The following is a 19,927-nucleotide window of genomic DNA, read 5'->3' on the forward strand; positions in this document are numbered from 1 at the left end:
GGTATGGCTGATATTGAAATGATTGACGAAAAAGAAGTGATGCAGATGATGCGGGTTTCGTCTCGTATGACTATCTGGAAGTACACCAAAAATCATAACTTCCCGAAACCGATACGTACCCACCCCAAACAGTACCTACAATCTGAGGTGGAAGCGTGGATTTTAAACGGCGGTATTAACCAGAAATCTTCCTGATGTGCCAGAATATTTTTTCTGCGTACAGCTCATAGGCGGCTTTCTGTTCTGCGATCCAGTCATGTTTGTTGTAGACAGAAAGTACGCCGCCCAGCTCATGCCCCAGCATTTTTTCAATTACGTGCGGGGCTACACCTTCCTCTGATAACCTCGTCGCCAGAGTACGCCTGAAGTCATGAGCCGTAAATACACCAATACCAAGTGACGTTTCAATTCTGCCGAGGTATCGGTTAGCACCAGCAAGGGTCATTGATTTTTTCAGATCCGGACCAGGAAAAAGAATTTTTCCGTAGGTCATTTCCGCCTTTTTAAGCAAATCATCAGCCGCGCCGAATATTGGCCGCCGTATAATCCTGTTAGTTTTGCTTTTCTCTGCTGGCACCGTCCAGACTCCTTCCTCCCGATCAAATTCATCAGTAACGGCCAGGCGAAGCTCGCTATTTCTGGCGGCATAAAGCATCAACAATTGGTGAAGCAGCTTATTAGAGGTTGATCCCCTGCTCCGTTCTATAGCCAGCCATATTTTCGCCAGTTGGTTATAGCTGAGAGTGACCTCACCGACTGATGCTTTTTTTCCGACATCTTTTGGCTGCAGCAGCATAAGCTCCACAGGGCGAATAAACTGTCTCCTGGTACACCAGCCAACAGCGGAACGAAGTTGCACCAGCAACTGCCGAGCGCGTCGTGGGTTAATACGTTCTTCTTCTGTGAAACGTTCTACCCAGAGACGAACGGGAATATCCTCAATCGGAACGCCAGTGAAAGCAGCGCTCATATGCTTGATCACTGTCGACCTGTAGAGCACTCGTGTTTTTTCACGGAGTGCGACGTCAACGTAGTTTTTTTCCCAATAGTCCAGGCAGTCTTTTACTGTTGGTTTTTTTTGTGCCTTATTGCCAGTTGCCAGCGTACGAGGGTCAATTCCCTTATCGACCGATTCCCTTAAATCTGCAACCATGTTGCGAGCATCACGAAGCATTATCGCCGGATAACGGCCAAGCCCAAGACGGTGTTGCTTCCCATCCCAGCGGAAACGGAACTGAAAGCTGATAATGCCTTTTGGTGTGATGCGTATACCGAGCCCGTCGGAATCAGTAATTTCAGATGGGCCGGAATATGGTTTACCATAGATAGAGCGAAGCTTAGTGTCACTGATCGCCATTTTAGTTTTCTGTACTCAATGATTTTATGGTTTATGTACTTAATCTGTACTCAATATGGCATGTACGAACATAAACAACAATATTTAATCGTGTACAGTCACAATCAATCAATGACAAAAACAGCGTTAAAAACCTTTTAAATCAGTTACATATAACATCAGGCGTGTACATCAGGTGACAGTTAAAAACGATAGCATACAGAGCACATTCCTCTTTCACGACTACGAAACCTTCGGCACGCATCCGGCGCTCGACAGACCCGCGCAATTTGCCGCTCTTCGCACAGACAGCGAGTTTAACGTTATCGGCGAACCTGAGGTGTTTTACTGCAAGCCTGCAGACGACTATCTGCCGCAGCCAGGGGCCGTGATGGTTACGGGTATTACGCCACAGGAAGCGCGGGAGAAAGGCGAAAACGAGGCGGCGTTTGCCGCCCGCATCCACGCGCTGTTCACCGTGCCAAAAACCTGCATTATTGGCTATAACAACGTGCGCTTCGACGACGAAGTAACGCGTAACGTCCTGTACCGCAATTTCTACGATCCCTACGCCTGGAGCTGGCAGCATGATAATTCGCGCTGGGATTTGCTGGACGTGATGCGCGCCTGTTATGCCCTGCGCCCGGAAGGGATCAACTGGCCGGAAAATGAGGAAGGGCTTCCCAGCTTTCGACTGGAACACCTGACAAAAGCGAACGGGATTGAACACAGCAACGCCCACGACGCCATGGCGGACGTGTATGCGACGATAGCGATGGCGCAGTTAGTGAAGGCGCGGCAGCCGCGATTGTTTGACTACCTCTACACGCACCGCAGCAAGCACAAGCTGGCGGCGCTGATCGATGTGCCGCAAATGAAACCACTGGTGCATGTCTCTGGTATGTTTGGCGCCTGGCGCGGCAACACCAGTTGGGTCGCGCCGCTGGCATGGCATCCCGAGAACCGCAACGCGGTGATTATGGTGGATCTGGCGGGGGATATTTCACCGCTCCTCGAACTCGACAGCGACGCCCTGCGCGAGCGGCTGTACACCGCCAAAGCCGATCTCGGCGATATCGCCGCCGTGCCGGTGAAACTGGTGCACATCAATAAATGTCCGGTGCTGGCGCAGGCGAATACGCTGCGTCCGGAAGATGCCGACCGGTTAGGGATTAATCGTCAGCACTGCCTCGATAACCTGAAAGTGCTGCGCGACAACCCGCAGGTGCGTGACAAAGTGGTGGCTATTTTTGCCGAAGCGGAACCGTTCGCAGTTTCCGATAACGTCGATACCCAGTTGTACAATGGCTTCTTCAGCGATGCCGATCGCGCGGCCATGAAGATTGTGCTGGAAACGGACCCACAAAATTTACCTGCGCTGGACATCACCTTTGTCGACCCGCGTATTGAGAAGCTGCTGTTCAATTACCGCGCGCGCAATTTCCCCGGCACGCTGGATGAAGCGGAGCAGCAACGCTGGCTTGAACATCGTCGCCAGGTCTTTACGCCGGAATTTTTGCAACGCTATGCCGAAGAGTTACAGATGCTGTATCAGGAATATGCGAATGACAGTGAGAAGCAGGCGTTACTGAAGTCGTTGTGGCAGTACGCGCAAGAGATCGTCTGAAGGTTTCCCTCTGCGCGAACGCAGAGGGAAGCATGGGTCACGCTTTCTGTACGGTGATGCTCCAGGCGGCATCGCCAACCTGTTGGTAATCGGTAATAGTATGCCCCTCTTCCGCCGCCCACTGCGGGATGGCTTCCGTGGCCTGGGTGCAGTCAAACTCGATCACCAGTTCGTCGCCGCTCGCCATTTCCGCCAGCGCCGCTTTTGCTTCAATCAGGGGGAACGGGCAAACCTGCGTTACCACGTCCAGTTTTTTAATCGCCATCATTTATCCTTACGTTTAATTCGCCGCAGCGGTCGCCAGTCGGGCTTTACGCTGCGGTCGTACATACACTATCCAGGATGCGGTCCACACTCCAAGGATCATAAAGGCCAGACCAATCCAGCCCTGCCAGGTCATCATCGCCGTCATCACCAGGCCGTTACCGATCGAGCATCCTCCGGCGATGCTGGCGCCAACGCCCATCAGGATCCCGCCAAACCCGCTGCGTAGCGTGGTTGGCGCATCGGCAGCGCGTACGCGAAATTCCCGGCTGGCTTTTGCGGCAATAAACGAGCCAAGAAAGATACCGAGCACCAGGAACACGCCCCAGTTAAGGAATTTGCTGTCGCCTGCCACCAGAAATTGCAAAATATTGGCGGTCGGCGAGGTAATGCCCAGGCCAAACATCCTGCCGGTCGCTTCGCTCAGCGGCCATGCCAGCAGCGCGATCAGCCCGATAAGGACTGCGGTGACAAACGGATGCCAGCGCTTTTCAAACAGAATGTGCGCCAACCCGCGACGGCGCGGCGGTAGCGTCGCTACCTTCAGCTTCGGCTTTTTCAGCTCTTTCGCCACCACCCACAGCGTCAGCACCAGCAATAAGGCAATCAGCGGCCAGACGGAAAGGTTGAGCGTGTCGGCAATCGAATTGTGTTCAGTGCTGTAGGTTTTCAGCGTCTGGTTAAGTCCGCTGGCGTGCGGTGAACGCATTACCGCACTCATTACCATATAGGTAAACAGCGCAATCCAGCTGCCGATCAACCCCTCGCCCGCGCGATACCATGTACCGGTGGCGCAACCGCCCGCATAGACAATACCAATGCCAAAAATGTAGCCGCCCGCCACGGTGCCGAGCCACGGAAACGTCCCCGCGTCATAGCTGACAACCCCGGTCTGGATCAGCGTAAACACGCCCACGCTCTGAACGCAGATCGCAATCAGCAAGGCATAAAACATACGGTTGTTTTTTGCGATGTACATATCGCGGAATCCGCCGGTCAGACAGAACCGTCCGCGCTGCATGACAAAACCCAGCAGCGCACCGCAGAACAGTCCGCTTATTATCATTGAAAGCATAAATTAATTAGCCTAAAGAACATTTGTCAGGAAATTATTCATGACGCGGTTGTTCATAACCAATAACCAAATTCTCTAAATTAGAACGAAAGGTTATTAAGCCAGACAGGAAATAAAACGCAGGCATAAAAAAACCGGAGAACAGGTCTCCGGTTTGATTGGATTACACGATTAAGCGATATCTTCGTATTGCGGAACCGGGTTGCGGAAGCTTTTGGTCACGCAAGCCAGATACACCAGACCAATGCCGGCCCAGATCAGCCCCAGAACCATTGAGCTTTCTTCCAGGTTAATCCACAGAGCGCCCACGGTCAGCGCGCCGCAGGTCGGCAGAATCAGGTAATTGAAGTGGTCTTTCAGCGTCTTGTTACGTTTTTCGCGGATCCAGAACTGTGAAATCACAGACAGGTTCACAAAGGTAAACGCCACCAGCGCGCCGAAGTTGATCAGCGCCGTCGCCGTCACCAGGTCAAAATTGATCGCCAGCAGCGCGATGGCGCCGACCAGCAGCACGTTCCATGCCGGGGTACGCCATTTCGGGTGTACGTAGCCAAAGAAGCGCGTCGGGAACACGCCGTCACGGCCCATGACGTACATCAGACGAGACACGCCCGCGTGCGCCGCCATACCGGAGGCCAGTACGGTTACGCTGGAGAAGATCAGCACGCCCCACTGGAAGGTTTTACCCGCCACGTACAGCATGATTTCCGGCTGAGACGCATCCGGATCCTTGAAGCGGGAGATATCCGGGAAGTACAGCTGCAGGAAGTAAGAGGCGCCGATGAAGATCAGGCCGCCAATCAGCGCGGTCAGGAAGATCGCCTTCGGGATCACGCGCTCTGCGTCTTTGGTCTCTTCAGACAGCGAAGAGATGCCGTCAAAGCCGAGGAACGAGAAGCACAGGATGGTCGCGCCAGTGATCATCGGCACCACGTGCGCGCCTTCAGACCAGAACGGACGTGAGCTTACCAGCGTACCCGCGCCTTCACCGTGGGAAACACCGTAGATAATCAGGCCGACAATCACCGCCACGATGCCCATCTGCAGGATCACGATCAGGGTATTGAAGTTCGCTACCGTTTTGATGCTGCGCAGGTTAGAGATGGTCATAAAGGCCACCAGCGCGACAACAAAGATCCATGACGGTACTGACGGCACCAGCGCTTCGAAATAGATTTTTGCCAACAGGATGTTGATCATCGGCATGAACAGGTAGTCCAGCAGAGATGACCAACCCACCATAAAGCCAACGGTCGGGCTAATGGATTTCTGGGCATAGGTGTACGCCGAGCCAGCGGACGGGAAACGGCGAACCAGTTTACCGTAGCTCAACGCTGTAAAAAGAATCGCGACCAGCGCAAAGGCATACGCCGTTGCCACGTGACCGTCAGTGAGGCCCGAAACGATACCGAATGTATCGAACAGCGTCATCGGCTGCATATAGGCAAGACCCATCATTACAACCGGAATCAACGTAAGGGTTTTACGTAATTCCACGCGAGAGGTGTTTGGAGTAACGTTATGCGACATGGTCATTCCCCTTTACGGCGAATGCCGTCGCGTAAGCAAAAAATTGCCCCATTTTCTGGATTCCTCAGCGACAACAACTGTCGGTTTTTAGTAAATATCTATCCGGTACGAAGCCCGGCCTCTTGGTATGAATGATTGGTTTGATGCAAAAAAATAACCGACGCGTAGTAAAACGTCGGTTAATGTCATTTTTTGCAAGCGGCGCATTGTGCCTTAAATTGAGGCGAAATGACAAGAGAATGAGAGCCTTGTCATAAAAAATTTTTTCTTAACTGCTTGATTTGCTGGACTCGCCGCTTGTGTAAACACCAGCGATAGCACTATTTGCTAAAATCTCGTCCCGCCACCAGGCGCTGGCCAGCCCGGCGGTGCGCACATTCCAGCCAACCCACACGGGTTCAGACAGTACCTGCGCGTCCACTTTCTTTTCGATGAGCGCGCCGCTTTCAAGGAATCGCTGGGCCAGATAGCGCGGCAGATAACCGCAACCCAGGCCGCTGATTTGCAGCTCCAGTTTGGTTTTAAAATCGAAAACGGTTATCGCGTCCTGATCGTCCAGTAGCTGCGTTGCCGTTGAACAGGCGGGATGTGCGCCGTCACCGACCACAATCGCCCGGTGGCGTCTGATGGTGCCGCGGCTCAACGGTTCGCTTTCTTCCGAAAGCGGATGATGAGGCGCAACCGCGAAAACGTGTTCCAGATCGCCAAGACGCGTATAGCCAAATTCGCTGGATGACGGCGGTTGATGCATGGCGCCGACAATAATATCCGCCCGTCCCTGAGTCAGCGCATCCCACGAGCCGCCCAGCACCCCGTTAACAAATTTCAGCCGCGTGACGCTGTGATGTTGATAAAATAACTCGATCAGCGGGGCGAGCAGGGAAAAAGGAAAAGTGTCGTCTACGCCAATGACCAGCTCATTTTCCCAGCCTTCGTGCAGTTTCACCGCCTGTTTTTCCAGCTCCCGCACGGTATGCAGCACTTCACGCCCTTTTTCCAGCAGCATCTGTCCGGTGCGGGTGAAGCGGGCGCGATGGCCGCTGCGATCGAGAATCTGAATATTCAGGTCGCTTTCGAGGCGGTGAACGGTATAGCTGAGCGCCGACGGCGTCTTATATAACCGCGCCGACGCTGCGGCAAAACTGCCCTCTTTTTCCAGCGCATCAAGAATGATCAGCACGTCCAGCAGTGGTTTCATACACGCCCCCTTGCGATGGATGGCAAAAGACCGCTGGGATATGCATTACTCCATCGGCATCAGCAGCGGGTCGGGATACTGATATTCAAATCCTAGCTCATTGCAGATCCGGCTACCGTCAATAATTTTGCCTTTACCCTTGTCCGGCGAGTCCAGGAATTGCGGCGGCTCGGTGCCCAGCAGTCGCGCCATTTGCGGATAAAACACTTTTCGCGCAGGGTGGACGGGGGCACAGATATTATAGATGTGCCCCCCTTTCGGCGCCTGAAGCAGAAGCGTGATGGCGGCAATGACATCTTCAAGATGGACGAGATTGACGCCGTGTTCGCCATTTGGCGCGGTTTTTCCGGCGAAGAAACGCCCCGGATGCCGCCCGGGTCCGACCAGCCCCGCCAGGCGCAGAATATCCACTGAGGTGCCCGGCAGATGATGCAGCCAGTCCTCCAGCTCCTTCAATACTCGCCCGCTGGCTGTGACCGGATGACGCGGCGTGTTTTCTTTCACCGTGCCCGATGTATCGCCATACACCGAGGTCGAACTGGTAAAGATAATGCGCGGAATGCGCCAGGCCAGCGCGCTGTCGACCAGTTCCTGCATTGCCTGTAAATAGAATTCTTCTCCAGGACCGCTACGACGAGCCGGTAACGTGATCACCAGCGCGTCGACGTCCATCAGCGCCTCCAGATCGTCCGCCTCGCAGACCAGCTCGGGCTCCAGACGCAGTGGATACCCTTCAATACCGCTCATTCTGGCCGCTTCTACCCCATCCAGGGTGGTTTTGCTCCCCTTCACCTGCCAGCCTCTGGCCGTCAGCGACATTGCCAGCGGCATGCCCAACCATCCTAAACCGACAATTGCGACCTTTTTCATCCGTTTTCTCCTGACTCCGGCACTATTTATATAAGGCTACGCCTGCGTATTCAGACTGACAATTCATACTATAAATAGGAATGTAAAAAAGCGCTTGCTTTATCACGCCAAAGTGGTTTAGGTTAAAAGACATCAAATGAATAAGCATTCATCGAGAATTTTATGACACGCGTTCAATTTAAACACCACCATCATCACCATCATCCTGACTAGTCTTTCAGGCGATGTGTGCTGGGAGACATTCAGATCTTCCAGTGGTGCATGAACGCATGAGAAAGCCCCCGGAAGATCATCTTCCGGGGGCTTTTTTTTGGCGCGCGTTTCAGACCGGTTCAGACAGGATAAAGAGGAAATAAGAATGTTAGATAACACCCGTTTACGCATAGCTATTCAGAAATCAGGCCGTTTGAGTGATGATTCACGCGAACTGCTGGCACGCTGCGGCATTAAAATTAACTTACACACCCAGCGTCTGATTGCGATGGCCGAGAATATGCCGATCGATATTCTGCGCGTGCGTGACGACGATATCCCGGGTCTGGTGATGGATGGCGTGGTCGATCTTGGCATTATTGGCGAGAACGTGCTGGAAGAGGAACTGCTCAACCGCCGCGCTCAGGGTGAGGATCCGCGTTACTTTACCCTCCGTCGCCTCGACTTTGGCGGCTGCCGCCTTTCCCTGGCGACCCCGGTTGACGAAGCCTGGGACGGCCCGGCCGCTCTCGACGGTAAACGCATCGCCACCTCTTACCCGCACCTGCTGAAGCGTTATCTCGACCAGAAAGGCGTCTCCTTTAAATCCTGTCTGTTAAACGGTTCTGTGGAAGTCGCGCCGCGCGCGGGCCTCGCCGATGCCATTTGCGACCTGGTCTCTACCGGCGCCACGCTGGAAGCTAACGGACTGCGCGAAGTGGAAGTCATTTACCGCTCAAAAGCCTGCCTGATCCAACGCGACGGCGACATGGCCGACGCCAAACAGCAGTTAATCGACAAGCTGCTCACCCGTATTCAGGGCGTGATTCAGGCACGCGAATCAAAATACATCATGATGCACGCGCCAAGCGAACGCCTGGAAGAAGTGATCGCCCTGCTGCCAGGCGCAGAGCGCCCAACGATTCTGCCGCTGGCGGGCGACCAGCAGCGCGTGGCTATGCACATGGTCAGCAGCGAAACGCTGTTCTGGGAAACCATGGAAAAACTGAAAGCGCTTGGCGCCAGTTCGATCCTGGTGCTGCCGATTGAGAAGATGATGGAGTGATGGCCATGAGCTTTAGCACAATCATTGACTGGAACGCATGCAGCGTTGAAGAACAGCGCAACTTACTGATGCGCCCGGCGATCTCCGCGTCGGACAGTATTACCCGCACCGTGAGCGAGATCCTGGATAACGTAAAGGCGCGCGGTGACGCTGCCCTGCGTGAATACAGCGCGAAATTTGATAAAACCGACGTTGGCGCGCTGAACGTGTCCGCTGATGAAATTGCCGCTGCCGGCGCCCGACTGGGCGACGATTTAAAACAGGCGATGGCAGTCGCGGTGAAAAATATTGAGACGTTCCACACAGCACAGCAACTGCATACCGTGGATGTGGAAACCCAACCCGGCGTACGTTGCCAGCAGGTCACGCGCCCGGTCGCCTCAGTCGGCTTATATATTCCGGGCGGGTCCGCGCCGCTGTTTTCAACCGTACTGATGCTGGCAACGCCGGCGCGCATTGCGGGCTGCAAAAAAGTGGTGCTCTGCTCGCCGCCGCCGATCGCCGACGAAATTCTGTATGCGGCGCAACTGTGTGGGGTGCAGGAAATATTCAACGTCGGCGGCGCGCAGGCCATTGCCGCGCTGGCGTTTGGCAGCGAGTCGGTGCCAAAGGTGGATAAAATTTTCGGTCCGGGTAATGCGTTTGTCACGGAAGCGAAGCGGCAGGTCAGCCAGCGTCTGGATGGCGCGGCGATCGATATGCCTGCCGGTCCGTCTGAAGTGCTGGTGATTGCCGATAGCGGCGCAACGCCGGATTTTGTCGCCTCCGACCTGCTTTCGCAGGCGGAACACGGTCCGGATTCACAGGTGATTTTACTGACCCCGGACGCAGACATCGCCAGACGCGTTGCCGACGCGGTAGAACGCCAGTTGGCGGAACTGCCGCGCGCGGAAACCGCACGCCAGGCGCTCAGCGCCAGCCGCCTGATTGTCACCCGCGATCTGGCCCAGTGTGTCGAGATTTCGAATCAGTATGGTCCGGAGCACCTTATCGTGCAGACACGTAACGCCCGCGATCTGGTGGATGATATCACCAGCGCCGGTTCGGTTTTCCTTGGCGACTGGTCGCCGGAGTCAGCCGGGGATTACGCTTCTGGCACCAATCACGTGCTGCCAACCTACGGTTATACCGCGACCTGTTCCAGCCTTGGACTGGCGGATTTTCAGAAGCGTATGACGGTGCAGGAGCTGTCGAAAGCGGGCTTTTCCGCTCTGGCGTCCACCATCGAAACGCTGGCGGCGGCAGAACGCCTGACCGCTCATAAAAATGCCGTCACCCTGCGCGTCAACGCCCTTAAGGAGCAAGCATGAGCACTGAAAACCGTTTTAGCGTCAGCGAGTTAGCCCGTGATAATGTCCGCAAGCTTACGCCGTATCAGTCTGCCCGTCGCCTGGGTGGCAACGGTGATGTCTGGTTAAATGCCAACGAATTCCCGACGGCAGTCGAGTTTCAACTGACGCAGCAAACGCTCAACCGCTATCCGGAATGCCAGCCCAAAGCGGTGATTGAACACTACGCCCAGTACGCGGGCGTTAAGCCAGAACAGGTGCTGGTTAGCCGCGGGGCGGACGAAGGCATTGAACTGTTAATCCGCGCCTTCTGCGAGCCGGGTAAAGACGCGATCCTCTACTGTCCGCCGACCTACGGCATGTATAGCGTCAGCGCGGAGACAATCGGCGTTGAATGCCGTACCGTACCGTCGCTTGCCGACTGGCAGCTGGATATGCAGGGCATTTCGGACAAGCTCGACGGTGTTAAAGTGGTTTACGTGTGCAGCCCAAATAATCCGACCGGCCAGTTGATCCATCCGCAGGACTTGCGCACGCTGCTGGAACTGACGCGTGGCAAAGCGATTGTCGTCGCCGACGAAGCCTATATTGAGTTTTGCCCACAGGCGACGCTGGCAGGCTGGCTGTCTGAGTACCCTCACCTTGTCATTCTGCGCACCCTGTCGAAAGCGTTCGCGCTGGCCGGACTGCGCTGCGGCTTTACGCTGGCCAATGAAGAGGTCATCAACCTGCTGTTGAAAGTGATCGCCCCGTACCCACTTTCAACGCCGGTCGCCGACATTGCCGCTCAGGCGCTAAGTCCGCAGGGAATAAACGCGATGCGCGAGCGCGTGGCGCAGATTCTGCTGGAGCGTCAGTACCTGATTAATGCCCTGCGCGATATCGCCTGCGTGGAGCAGGTGTTCGATTCGCAAACCAACTATATTCTCGCGCGTTTTACGGCCTCCAGCCGCGTATTTAAATCTTTGTGGGATCAGGGCATTATCTTACGAGACCAGAACAAACAACCTTCATTAAGCGGCTGTCTGCGCATTACGGTTGGAACACGGGAAGAAAGCCAGCGCGTCATTGACGCTTTACGTGCGGAGCAAGTATGAGCCAGAAGTATCTCTTTATCGATCGTGACGGAACCCTGATCACCGAACCGCCCAGCGATTTCCAGGTGGATCGCTTCGACAAACTGGCCTTTGAGCCAGAGGTGGTGCCGGTCCTGCTGAAGCTGCAAAAAGCGGGCTATACGCTAGTGATGATCACCAACCAGGACGGTCTGGGAACCCAGAGTTTCCCTCAGGCCGACTTCGAGGGTCCACATAACCTGATGATGCAGATTTTCACCTCGCAGGGCGTGCAGTTTGACGAGGTGCTGATTTGTCCGCACCTGCCCGCCGACGCGTGCGACTGCCGGAAGCCGAAAACCCGGCTGGTTGAGCGTTATCTTGCCAGTCAGGCAATGGACAGCGCCAACAGCTATGTTATCGGCGACCGGGAAACCGATCTTCAGCTTGCCGACAACATGGGCATTCGCGGCTTACGCTACAACCGGGAAACCCTGAACTGGGCCATGATCGGTGAGCAGTTGACGAAACGCGACCGTTACGCCCACGTGGAACGTAAGACCAAAGAGACGCAGATTGATGTGAAGGTGTGGCTGGATCGTGAAGGCGACAGCAAAATCAACACCGGCGTCGGCTTTTTCGACCACATGCTGGACCAGATCGCCACCCACGGTGGTTTTCGCATGGAGATAATGGTCAAGGGCGATCTCTATATTGACGATCACCACACCGTTGAAGACACCGGCCTGGCGTTGGGCGAAGCATTAAAGCTGGCGCTCGGCGACAAGCGCGGGATCTGCCGTTTTGGTTTTGTCCTGCCGATGGATGAATGCCTGGCACGCTGCGCGCTGGATATTTCCGGGCGTCCGCACCTGGAATATAAAGCTGAATTCGCTTATCAGCGCGTGGGGGATCTGAGCACCGAGATGATTGAACACTTCTTCCGCTCGCTCTCTTACACCATGGGCGTGACGTTGCACCTGAAAACCAAGGGCAAAAACGACCATCATCGTGTGGAAAGCCTGTTTAAAGCCTTTGGCCGCACGCTGCGCCAGGCCATCCGCGTGGAAGGTGATACGCTCCCCTCCTCCAAAGGAGTGTTGTGATGAACGTAGTGATTCTGGATACCGGCTGCGCCAACCTCCATTCGGTGAAATCCGCCGTGGCGCGGCATGGATACAACCCGCAGGTCAGCCGCGACCCGGACGTGGTGCTGATGGCGGACAAACTGTTTTTGCCCGGCGTCGGCACCGCCCAGGCGGCGATGGACCAGCTGCGCGAGCGCGAACTTATCGAGCTGATCAAAGCCTGTACGCAACCGGTGCTGGGCATATGTCTGGGGATGCAAATTCTGGGACGTCGCAGCGACGAGACACAGGGTGTGGATCTGCTGGGAATTATTGAGCAGGACGTGCCGAAAATGACCGATTTCGGACTGCCGCTGCCGCATATGGGCTGGAATAGGGTTTATCCGCAGGCCGGAAACCGGCTGTTCCAGGGGATTGAGGACGGCGCGTACTTTTACTTCGTGCACAGCTATGCCATGCCGGTGAACCCGTGGACTATCGCACAGTGCAATTACGGCGAACCGTTTACCGCCGCGGTGCAAAAAGACAACTTCTACGGCGTACAATTTCACCCTGAGCGTTCGGGTGCTGCAGGCGCGCAGTTACTGAAAAACTTCCTGGAGATGTGATGATTATTCCGGCATTAGATTTAATCGACGGCACCGTGGTACGTCTCCACCAGGGCGACTACGCAAAACAGCGCGACTATGGCAACGATCCGTTACCGCGTTTGCAGGATTACGCGGCGCAGGGCGCGGAGGTACTGCACCTGGTTGACTTAACCGGGGCGAAAGATCCGGCAAAACGCCAGATCCCGCTGATCAAAACGCTGGTGGCGGGCGTTAACGTTCCCGTCCAGGTTGGCGGCGGTGTGCGTAGCGAAGAAGACGTTGCCACCCTGCTGGCCGCGGGGGTTGCACGCGTAGTGGTCGGCTCAACGGCAGTGAAGTCACCGGAGGTGGTGAAAGGCTGGTTTGAGCGCTTTGGCGCGGACGCGCTGGTGCTGGCGCTCGACGTGCGTATTGATGACGCAGGCAATAAGCAGGTGGCGGTCAGCGGCTGGCAGGAAGATTCCGGCGTTTCGCTGGAAGAGCTGGTTGAAACTTATTTGCCCGTCGGCCTGAAGCACGTGCTGTGCACCGATATTTCTCGTGACGGTACGCTGGCAGGGTCTAACGTCTCGTTATACCGTGAAGTGTGCGCGAAATATCCGCAGGTGGCGTTTCAGTCCTCTGGCGGAATTGGCGGCATTGAAGACGTGGCCGCCCTGCGCGGCACCGGTGTCAGCGGCGTGATTGTTGGACGCGCGCTGCTGGAAGGGAAATTTACCGTGAAGGAGGCTATCCAATGCTGGCAAAACGCATAATCCCGTGCCTCGACGTTCGTGATGGCCAGGTGGTGAAAGGCGTGCAGTTCCGCAACCATGAAATCATCGGCGATATTGTACCGCTGGCGAAGCGTTATGCGGACGAAGGCGCCGACGAACTGGTGTTCTATGATATCACAGCCTCCAGCGACGGACGCGTTGTCGACAAGAGCTGGGTGACACGCGTCGCGGAAGTGATCGACATTCCTTTTTGCGTGGCGGGTGGAATTAAATCGGCGGAAGACGCCGCGCAGATCCTCTCCTTTGGCGCAGACAAAATATCCATCAACTCCCCTGCACTGGCGGACCCGACGCTGATTACCCGCCTGGCGGATCGTTTTGGCGTACAGTGCATCGTGGTCGGCATTGATACCTGGTACGACGCTGAAACCGGTAAATATCACGTGAATCAGTATACCGGCGATGAAAGCCGTACCCGCGTCACCCAGTGGGAAACGCTGGATTGGGTGCAGGAGGTGCAAAGACGCGGCGCCGGTGAAATCGTCCTGAATATGATGAACCAGGACGGTGTACGTAACGGCTACGACCTTGAGCAGCTGAAAAAAGTGCGCGACGTCTGTCATGTCCCGCTGATTGCCTCCGGTGGCGCCGGCACCATGGAGCACTTCCTTGAGGCCTTCCGTGACGCGGACGTCGACGGGGCGCTGGCCGCCTCCGTCTTTCACAAACAAATTATCAATATTGGTGAGTTAAAAACGTACCTGGCAACACAGGGCGTGGAGATCAGGATATGTTAACAGAGCAACAGCGCCGCGAGCTGGACTGGGAAAAAACCAACGGACTTATGCCGGTGGTCGTACAGCACGCGGTATCCGGCGAAGTGTTGATGCTGGGCTATATGAACCCGGAAGCGCTGGATAAAACCCTTGAGACCGGCAACGTGACCTTTTATTCACGCACGAAACAGCGGCTGTGGACCAAAGGTGAAACCTCCGGCCACTTTCTGAGGGTGGTGAGCATCGCGCCTGACTGCGACAACGATACCGTGTTGGCGCTGGTTAACCCGATTGGTCCAACCTGTCATAAAGGCACCAGCAGTTGCTTTGGAGAAGCAAGCCACCAGTGGCTGTTCCTGTATCAACTTGAACAGCTGTTAGCCGGGCGTAAAACTGCCGATCCGGCCAGTTCCTACACGGCAAAACTCTACGCCAGCGGCACTAAGCGTATTGCGCAGAAAGTCGGCGAAGAAGGCGTTGAAACGGCGCTTGCCGCCACGGTGCATGACCGCGATGAATTGACCAACGAGGCTTCTGATCTGATGTACCACCTGCTGGTGCTGTTGCAGGATCAGGAACTGGACCTGACGACGGTGATCGAAAACCTGCGTAAGCGTCATCAGTAATCTTAATATGTAAAAATACCGGGCGCAAAGCCCGGCTTTGTATTTACTGGCCTGAGAAGTTGCCCCCTCCGGCAAAATCACGTTTACTGCGCTTTCGGCTTATAGTTACGCAGCGCGTTCCGTCCAAGCACCACACCCGCGCCAATCATACCGCCCAGCAGCACCGCCAGCACCAGGGTGATGGCTTTTTTCGGGCTGTCGCGGCGAATCGGCAGCGTCGGTTTCATCACGTAGCGATAGGCGTGAACACTGTCCGGTTCGATTTTCAGCGCTTTCACCGCCAGCAGATTCTGGCGTGTCTGGTAGTAACCATCCGAAAGGGCTAACGGCCGGGTCGCTTCGTTCTGCACCATTGAGGAAAGCGCGTCGCTGCCCAGCATAAACATCGTATCCTGCGAAACCTGATCGGCCTGCTGAACCTGCGGCAATTTGATGTTCGCTTCTTTGGCGACGGACAGCGCCTGGCTTATCTGCGCGATACGCAGCGCTTTTTGCTCCTGGGCGACTTTTTCCTGCGCTTCAAGCGATTGTTCAAAGTCTGAAGTGCGGGTAGTGATGCTTCTCGCCAGGTCAGCATTGACTTCTTTGGAGATGGTTTCATCCACCTGCTGAATATACTTCGCCAGCGTTTTCTGCGCATCTTCCGCAGTCGGCGCCTGATACGTCACTTTCAGCGGTAACGGCTGACCTTTCACAGAGGCGTCAATGGTGAGCTTTTCGGGTTTTTCTTGATTTCCCAGTGTTTCAGATAAAGCAGAAAATGCAGAACTGAACCGGCCAATCATGTTTGACTGCAGTTCGTTAATCCGTGGTGCGTTGCCGCCGTACAGCACGTTCATCGCATTGGAATAGGTCGCTAACTGGCCCGCATCAGGTTGGGTGATGATGGCAGTCGACGTCCACTTCTCTTTCGACACGGCCAGATAACCGACAGCTAGTAAGATGGCGATGAAGACACAAGCGATGATAATGACCTTACCGCGCCATAACTGCATAACTAAATCAATTAAATCAATCTGTTCCGGTTCGTTATTGCGACCGGTGAGGTTGTTATTTTCCACTTATATCAATACCCTGAATAGGAAAAGACTTATGGTGGTACAGTGTAACGATAAAATGCCGGGATGCTATAAGAAATTTGATAAAAAACGTAATTTTACGAGATTTTCAGAGGGATTCCTTTCCCTGTTTAAAAATCATTTAATCACTGCCAAACAGATCGCGGGTGTAGACTTTTTCTACCACATCCTTTAATTCTTCAGCCATACGGTTAGAGATAATGACATCCGTTTGCTGCTTAAACCGGGTTAAATCGCGTTCAATGCGCGAATTAAAAAAAGTGTTCTCTTTCATCACCGGTTCATAAATGACCACTTCCACCCCTTTCGCTTTAATGCGCTTCATGATCCCCTGGATGGAAGAGGCGCGGAAGTTGTCCGACCCGCTTTTCATGATCAAGCGATAGATGCCCACGACTTTTGGCTTTCTGGCCAAAATAGCGTCGGCGATGAAGTCCTTTCTCGTTCTGTTAGCATCGACAATCGCGGAGATAATATTGTTGGGAACGGACTGGTAGTTCGCCAGGAGCTGCTTGGTATCTTTTGGCAGACAGTAACCACCATAGCCAAACGACGGGTTGTTATAGTGATTGCCAATTCGCGGATCCATACATACGCCTTCGATGATCTGACGCGTGTTCAGTCCCAGACTTTCGGCATAGCTATCCAGTTCATTAAAATACGCAACCCGCATGGCCAGATAGGTATTGGCAAAAAGCTTGATCGCTTCCGCTTCCGTGGAGTCGGTGAACAAGGTCGGGATATCTTGCTTAACGGCGCCTTCCTGAAGAAGCGCTGCAAAGCGCTCGGCCCGTTCGGAGCGCTCGCCGATCACGATTCGGGAAGGATGCAGGTTGTCATAAAGCGCCTTCCCTTCCCGCAGGAATTCCGGTGAGAAAATGATATTTTGGGTGTTGAACTTATTGCTCATCGAGGCGGTAAAGCCTACCGGAACGGTAGATTTTATAACCATTACCGCATCCGGATTGATTTTAAGAACATCCTGTATGACAGATTCAACGCTGGTGGTATTGAAGTAGTTCGTTTTAGGATCGTAATCTGTTGGCGTGGCGATGATAACGTAATCCGCGTTTTTATAGGCTTCGTTTTTATCTAATGTCGCCTTAAAGTTAATTTTCTCAGACTGCAAAAATTGCTGTATTTCTTTATCGACAATCGGAGATATCCGATCATTTAACATTTCTACCCGGGAAGGAACGATGTCTAACGCAATAACATCATGATGCTGTGCGATAAGCAGACCGTTAGACAGGCCAACATACCCGGTACCGGAAATGGTGATTTTCATTTCATGCTCTCAGAATTAACTTATAATGATGTCATGACTTGTTATAGCCCTGACGCGTTATTATTGTTTTAGCGTCCGAACGAATAGAGTGTCAACGAAGCCTGACACAATTAAGATTTTCTTTATCAGACTAAAGCTATAATATTAAGTTAATATGAAGCAACAGAAATAAAGCAATAAGAATTCGGATAAAAAAAGCCCGGCTAAAAAACCGGGCTTTGTAAGCTAAAAGGAATTAATCCAACCATTCGGTGTGGAAAACGCCTTCTTTATCGGTTCGCTTATAGGTATGTGCGCCAAAGTAGTCACGCTGCGCCTGGATCAGGTTAGCAGGCAGGACTTCCGCACGGTAACTGTCGTAGTAGGCAACTGCCGCAGAGAACGTAGGTACCGGGATACCGTTCTGCACCGCGTAAGCCACGACGTCACGCAGCGCCTGCTGGTATTCATCCGCAATGTTTTTAAAGTACGGATCCAGCAACAGGTTGGCGATACCGACATTTTGCGCGTAGGCATCGGTGATCTTCTGCAGGAACTGCGCACGAATGATGCAACCCGCACGGAAAATCTTCGCGATTTCACCGTAGTTGAGATCCCAGTTGTACTCATCAGACGCAGCGCGCAGTTGCGAAAAGCCCTGAGCATAAGAAACGATTTTACCGAGGTACAGCGCGCGGCGCACTTTCTCGATAAATTCAGCTTTATCCCCCGCCGGCTGCGCTTTCGGCCCCGTTAATACTTTTGAAGCAGCAACGCGCTGCTCTTTTAGCGAAGAGATGTAACGCGCAAAGACCGATTCGGTGATCAAGGACAGCGGTTCACCCAGATCCAGCGAGCTCTGGCTGGTCCATTTACCGGTACCTTTGTTGGCCGCTTCATCCAGGATGACATCAACAAGGTATTTACCGTCTTCATCTTTTTTGGTGAAGATGTCTTTGGTGATGTCGATCAGGTAGCTGCTCAGTTCACCGTTGTTCCATTCCGTAAAGGTGCTGGCCAGCTCTTCATTGCTGAGATTCAGTCCGCCTTTCAGCAGTGAGTAGGCTTCAGCAATCAGTTGCATATCGCCGTATTCAATACCGTTATGGACCATCTTCACATAGTGGCCTGCCCCGTCAGCACCGATATAGGTCACACAAGGTTCGCCATCTTCCGCTACAGCAGCGATTTTCGTCAGAATCGGGGCAACCAGTTCGTACGCTTCTTTCTGGCCGCCAGGCATGATAGATGGCCCTTTCAGCGCGCCCTCTTCACCGCCGGAGACACCGGTACCGATAAAGTTAAATCCTTCTGCGGACAGTTCGCGGTTACGGCGAATGGTGTCCTGGAAGAAAGTGTTACCGCCGTCAATGATGATGTCGCCCTTATCAAGATAAGGTTTCAGCGAATCGATGGCTGCATCCGTGCCCGCACCAGCTTTCACCATTAACAGGATGCGACGAGGCGTTTCAAGGGATTCAACAAACTCTTTCACCGTGTAATAAGGCACCAGTTTTTTGCCAGGATTTTCGGCAATCACTTCTTCGGTCTTTTCACGGGAGCGGTTGAAAACGGAGACGGTATAACCACGGCTCTCGATGTTGAGCGCCAGGTTGCGCCCCATCACTGCCATACCGACGACGCCGATCTGTTGCTTGGACATTACATACTCCTGTCAGGTGTGGTCACCGCGCGACTTATGCGCGGCTTGAAAGTGGCTTAGATGTTAACTCATTGGCTGGCTTAATTAATAGCATTCGCTTTGTTAAGTCGCACCAACTGCCTGTTAGGATGAATGCGGAGGAGACTGAAATTAGCTCCTGGCCACATTTTCAACCTCTCAGCAGTTTAAGGATCAAACGAGTCTGCTTTTCCATCAGTGGTATATCAGCACGCGATTCCACGTTTAGACGCACCACCGGTTCGGTGTTGGACGAGCGCAGGTTGAAGCGCCAATCGGGGAACGACATGCTGATGCCATCCGTTCTGTCCACTTCCAGAGCATCACGGGCGTAGTGTTGTTCTACGCGGGCAATTGCTGCGGCCGGTTCGTTCAGTTTGCTATTGATCTCCCCGCTCGCCGGGAACGCCGCCATCCGGTCGCGGACCAGCTCGCCCAGCGACTGCCCTTTCAGGCATACCAGCTCCGCCACCAACAGCCACGGGATCATCCCGCTGTCGCAGTAGGCGAAATCACGGAAGTAGTGGTGGGCGCTCATTTCGCCGCCGTAAATAGCATCTTCCGCACGCATCCGCTCTTTGATGAACGCATGACCGGTTTTC

At 54.0% G+C, this 19,927-nt stretch carries 21 protein-coding genes, 1 pseudogene and 1 other annotated feature; of the genes and pseudogenes, 11 read left to right on the top strand and 11 right to left on the bottom strand.

Going from position 1 to position 19,927, the window contains the following annotated elements:
• The first annotated feature begins 3 nt into the window (after positions 1-3).
• Complete coding sequence (locus tag OOJ60_RS22945; protein WP_205613228.1) at positions 4-195, top strand: helix-turn-helix transcriptional regulator; 192 nt, start codon at positions 4-6, stop codon at positions 193-195.
• Here OOJ60_RS22945 and OOJ60_RS22950 read toward each other — a convergent pair.
• Positions 176-1,357: a tyrosine-type recombinase/integrase gene (locus OOJ60_RS22950; protein ID WP_205613229.1), complete on the bottom strand. Its 1,182-nt coding sequence runs from the start codon at positions 1,355-1,357 to the stop codon at positions 176-178. The genes OOJ60_RS22945 and OOJ60_RS22950 overlap by 20 nt on opposite strands.
• Positions 1,358-1,532: 175 nt before the next feature.
• On the opposite strand from OOJ60_RS22950, the gene sbcB reads away from it, so the two are divergent.
• On the top strand, positions 1,533-2,963 hold the full coding sequence (sbcB, locus tag OOJ60_RS22955) for an exodeoxyribonuclease I (protein WP_205613230.1): 1,431 nt from the start codon (positions 1,533-1,535) through the stop codon (positions 2,961-2,963).
• Between the two features lie 37 nt (positions 2,964-3,000).
• Here the strand turns inward: sbcB and tsuB are convergent, their stop codons facing one another.
• From tsuB to OOJ60_RS22985, 6 genes are all read right to left on the bottom strand, one after another.
• Positions 3,001-3,228, bottom strand: coding sequence for a thiosulfate utilization sulfurtransferase TsuB/YeeD (tsuB, locus tag OOJ60_RS22960; protein WP_042284219.1), 228 nt, complete (start codon positions 3,226-3,228; stop codon positions 3,001-3,003).
• A gap of 15 nt (positions 3,229-3,243) precedes the next feature.
• Positions 3,244-4,302: a thiosulfate utilization transporter TsuA/YeeE gene (gene tsuA, locus OOJ60_RS22965; protein ID WP_060569823.1), complete on the bottom strand. Its 1,059-nt coding sequence runs from the start codon at positions 4,300-4,302 to the stop codon at positions 3,244-3,246.
• 171 nt (positions 4,303-4,473) lie between these two features.
• Positions 4,474-5,832, bottom strand: a complete 1,359-nt coding sequence (locus OOJ60_RS22970; protein ID WP_042284225.1) for an APC family permease — start codon at positions 5,830-5,832, stop codon at positions 4,474-4,476.
• Entirely contained in the window at positions 5,822-5,884 is a 63-nt protein-coding gene (gene yoeI, locus OOJ60_RS22975) for a membrane protein YoeI (RefSeq protein WP_099433339.1), read from the bottom strand. The genes OOJ60_RS22970 and yoeI overlap by 11 nt, the downstream gene beginning before the upstream one ends.
• A gap of 216 nt (positions 5,885-6,100) precedes the next feature.
• The gene (locus OOJ60_RS22980; protein ID WP_042284227.1) at positions 6,101-7,030 is read right to left on the bottom strand and encodes a LysR substrate-binding domain-containing protein; all 930 of its coding nucleotides are present in this window, start codon (positions 7,028-7,030) and stop codon (positions 6,101-6,103) included.
• A 45-nt stretch (positions 7,031-7,075) separates the two neighbouring features.
• Positions 7,076-7,900 carry an SDR family oxidoreductase gene (locus OOJ60_RS22985; RefSeq protein ID WP_200034194.1) on the bottom strand — a complete coding sequence of 275 codons (825 nt, stop codon included), beginning with the start codon at positions 7,898-7,900 and terminating at the stop codon, positions 7,076-7,078.
• A 162-nt stretch (positions 7,901-8,062) separates the two neighbouring features.
• On the opposite strand from OOJ60_RS22985, the gene hisL reads away from it, so the two are divergent.
• The 9 genes from hisL to hisIE all read left to right on the top strand — a co-directional run bounded on the left by hisL (position 8,063) and on the right by hisIE (position 15,298).
• The gene (gene hisL, locus OOJ60_RS22990) at positions 8,063-8,113 is read left to right on the top strand and encodes a his operon leader peptide (protein WP_001364200.1); all 51 of its coding nucleotides are present in this window, start codon (positions 8,063-8,065) and stop codon (positions 8,111-8,113) included.
• Positions 8,089-8,212, top strand: a sequence feature (His leader region). (Overlaps the previous gene by 25 nt.)
• 46 nt (positions 8,213-8,258) lie before the next feature.
• Positions 8,259-9,158: an ATP phosphoribosyltransferase gene (gene hisG, locus OOJ60_RS22995; RefSeq protein ID WP_042284232.1), complete on the top strand. Its 900-nt coding sequence runs from the start codon at positions 8,259-8,261 to the stop codon at positions 9,156-9,158.
• A 5-nt stretch (positions 9,159-9,163) separates the two neighbouring features.
• Positions 9,164-10,468 carry a histidinol dehydrogenase gene (gene hisD / locus OOJ60_RS23000; protein ID WP_205613231.1) on the top strand — a complete coding sequence of 435 codons (1,305 nt, stop codon included), beginning with the start codon at positions 9,164-9,166 and terminating at the stop codon, positions 10,466-10,468.
• Positions 10,465-11,544: a histidinol-phosphate transaminase gene (gene hisC / locus OOJ60_RS23005; RefSeq protein WP_205613232.1), complete on the top strand. Its 1,080-nt coding sequence runs from the start codon at positions 10,465-10,467 to the stop codon at positions 11,542-11,544. The genes hisD and hisC overlap by 4 nt, the downstream gene beginning before the upstream one ends.
• Positions 11,541-12,608 carry a bifunctional histidinol-phosphatase/imidazoleglycerol-phosphate dehydratase HisB gene (hisB, locus tag OOJ60_RS23010; RefSeq protein ID WP_060569820.1) on the top strand — a complete coding sequence of 356 codons (1,068 nt, stop codon included), beginning with the start codon at positions 11,541-11,543 and terminating at the stop codon, positions 12,606-12,608. The genes hisC and hisB overlap by 4 nt, the downstream gene beginning before the upstream one ends.
• Entirely contained in the window at positions 12,608-13,198 is a 591-nt protein-coding gene (gene hisH / locus OOJ60_RS23015) for an imidazole glycerol phosphate synthase subunit HisH (protein WP_042284243.1), read from the top strand. The genes hisB and hisH overlap by 1 nt, the downstream gene beginning before the upstream one ends.
• On the top strand, positions 13,198-13,935 hold the full coding sequence (gene hisA, locus OOJ60_RS23020; protein WP_205613233.1) for a 1-(5-phosphoribosyl)-5-[(5-phosphoribosylamino)methylideneamino]imidazole-4-carboxamide isomerase: 738 nt from the start codon (positions 13,198-13,200) through the stop codon (positions 13,933-13,935). Before hisH ends, hisA begins: the two co-directional genes overlap by 1 nt.
• Entirely contained in the window at positions 13,917-14,693 is a 777-nt protein-coding gene (gene hisF, locus OOJ60_RS23025) for an imidazole glycerol phosphate synthase subunit HisF (protein ID WP_042284251.1), read from the top strand. The genes hisA and hisF overlap by 19 nt, the downstream gene beginning before the upstream one ends.
• A complete protein-coding gene (gene hisIE / locus OOJ60_RS23030; RefSeq protein ID WP_205613234.1) occupies positions 14,687-15,298 on the top strand; it encodes a bifunctional phosphoribosyl-AMP cyclohydrolase/phosphoribosyl-ATP diphosphatase HisIE in 612 nt (203 codons plus the stop codon). Before hisF ends, hisIE begins: the two co-directional genes overlap by 7 nt.
• An 83-nt stretch (positions 15,299-15,381) precedes the next feature.
• On the opposite strand, the gene wzzB is transcribed toward hisIE, so the two are convergent.
• From wzzB to OOJ60_RS23050, 4 genes and pseudogenes are all read right to left on the bottom strand, one after another.
• Positions 15,382-16,359 carry an LPS O-antigen chain length determinant protein WzzB gene (wzzB, locus tag OOJ60_RS23035; RefSeq protein WP_233470918.1) on the bottom strand — a complete coding sequence of 326 codons (978 nt, stop codon included), beginning with the start codon at positions 16,357-16,359 and terminating at the stop codon, positions 15,382-15,384.
• A gap of 139 nt (positions 16,360-16,498) precedes the next feature.
• Positions 16,499-17,665, bottom strand: coding sequence for a UDP-glucose 6-dehydrogenase (gene ugd, locus OOJ60_RS23040; RefSeq protein WP_205613235.1), 1,167 nt, complete (start codon positions 17,663-17,665; stop codon positions 16,499-16,501).
• A 235-nt stretch (positions 17,666-17,900) separates the two neighbouring features.
• A complete protein-coding gene (gene gndA / locus OOJ60_RS23045; protein ID WP_205613236.1) occupies positions 17,901-19,307 on the bottom strand; it encodes an NADP-dependent phosphogluconate dehydrogenase in 1,407 nt (468 codons plus the stop codon).
• 169 nt (positions 19,308-19,476) lie between these two features.
• Positions 19,477-19,927: pseudogene (locus tag OOJ60_RS23050) on the bottom strand (phosphomannomutase CpsG); the annotation flags it as partial.

Source organism: Citrobacter sp. R4, from assembly GCF_026719175.1.
Lineage (GTDB): Bacteria > Pseudomonadota > Gammaproteobacteria > Enterobacterales > Enterobacteriaceae > Citrobacter_A > Citrobacter_A sedlakii.

Coding starts and splice junctions, on each gene's coding strand:
- OOJ60_RS22945 (WP_205613228.1), top strand. CDS start 4: ATGGCTGATATTGAAATGATTGACGAAAAAGAAGTGATGCAGATGATG.
- OOJ60_RS22950 (WP_205613229.1), bottom strand. CDS start 1,357: ATGGCGATCAGTGACACTAAGCTTCGCTCTATCTATGGTAAACCATAT.
- tsuB (WP_042284219.1), bottom strand. CDS start 3,228: ATGGCGATTAAAAAACTGGACGTGGTAACGCAGGTTTGCCCGTTCCCC.
- tsuA (WP_060569823.1), bottom strand. CDS start 4,302: ATGCTTTCAATGATAATAAGCGGACTGTTCTGCGGTGCGCTGCTGGGT.
- OOJ60_RS22970 (WP_042284225.1), bottom strand. CDS start 5,832: ATGTCGCATAACGTTACTCCAAACACCTCTCGCGTGGAATTACGTAAA.
- OOJ60_RS22980 (WP_042284227.1), bottom strand. CDS start 7,030: ATGAAACCACTGCTGGACGTGCTGATCATTCTTGATGCGCTGGAAAAA.
- OOJ60_RS22985 (WP_200034194.1), bottom strand. CDS start 7,900: ATGAAAAAGGTCGCAATTGTCGGTTTAGGATGGTTGGGCATGCCGCTG.
- hisG (WP_042284232.1), top strand. CDS start 8,259: ATGTTAGATAACACCCGTTTACGCATAGCTATTCAGAAATCAGGCCGT.
- hisD (WP_205613231.1), top strand. CDS start 9,164: ATGAGCTTTAGCACAATCATTGACTGGAACGCATGCAGCGTTGAAGAA.
- hisC (WP_205613232.1), top strand. CDS start 10,465: ATGAGCACTGAAAACCGTTTTAGCGTCAGCGAGTTAGCCCGTGATAAT.
- hisB (WP_060569820.1), top strand. CDS start 11,541: ATGAGCCAGAAGTATCTCTTTATCGATCGTGACGGAACCCTGATCACC.
- hisH (WP_042284243.1), top strand. CDS start 12,608: ATGAACGTAGTGATTCTGGATACCGGCTGCGCCAACCTCCATTCGGTG.
- hisA (WP_205613233.1), top strand. CDS start 13,198: ATGATTATTCCGGCATTAGATTTAATCGACGGCACCGTGGTACGTCTC.
- hisF (WP_042284251.1), top strand. CDS start 13,917: ATGCTGGCAAAACGCATAATCCCGTGCCTCGACGTTCGTGATGGCCAG.
- hisIE (WP_205613234.1), top strand. CDS start 14,687: ATGTTAACAGAGCAACAGCGCCGCGAGCTGGACTGGGAAAAAACCAAC.
- ugd (WP_205613235.1), bottom strand. CDS start 17,665: ATGAAAATCACCATTTCCGGTACCGGGTATGTTGGCCTGTCTAACGGT.
- gndA (WP_205613236.1), bottom strand. CDS start 19,307: ATGTCCAAGCAACAGATCGGCGTCGTCGGTATGGCAGTGATGGGGCGC.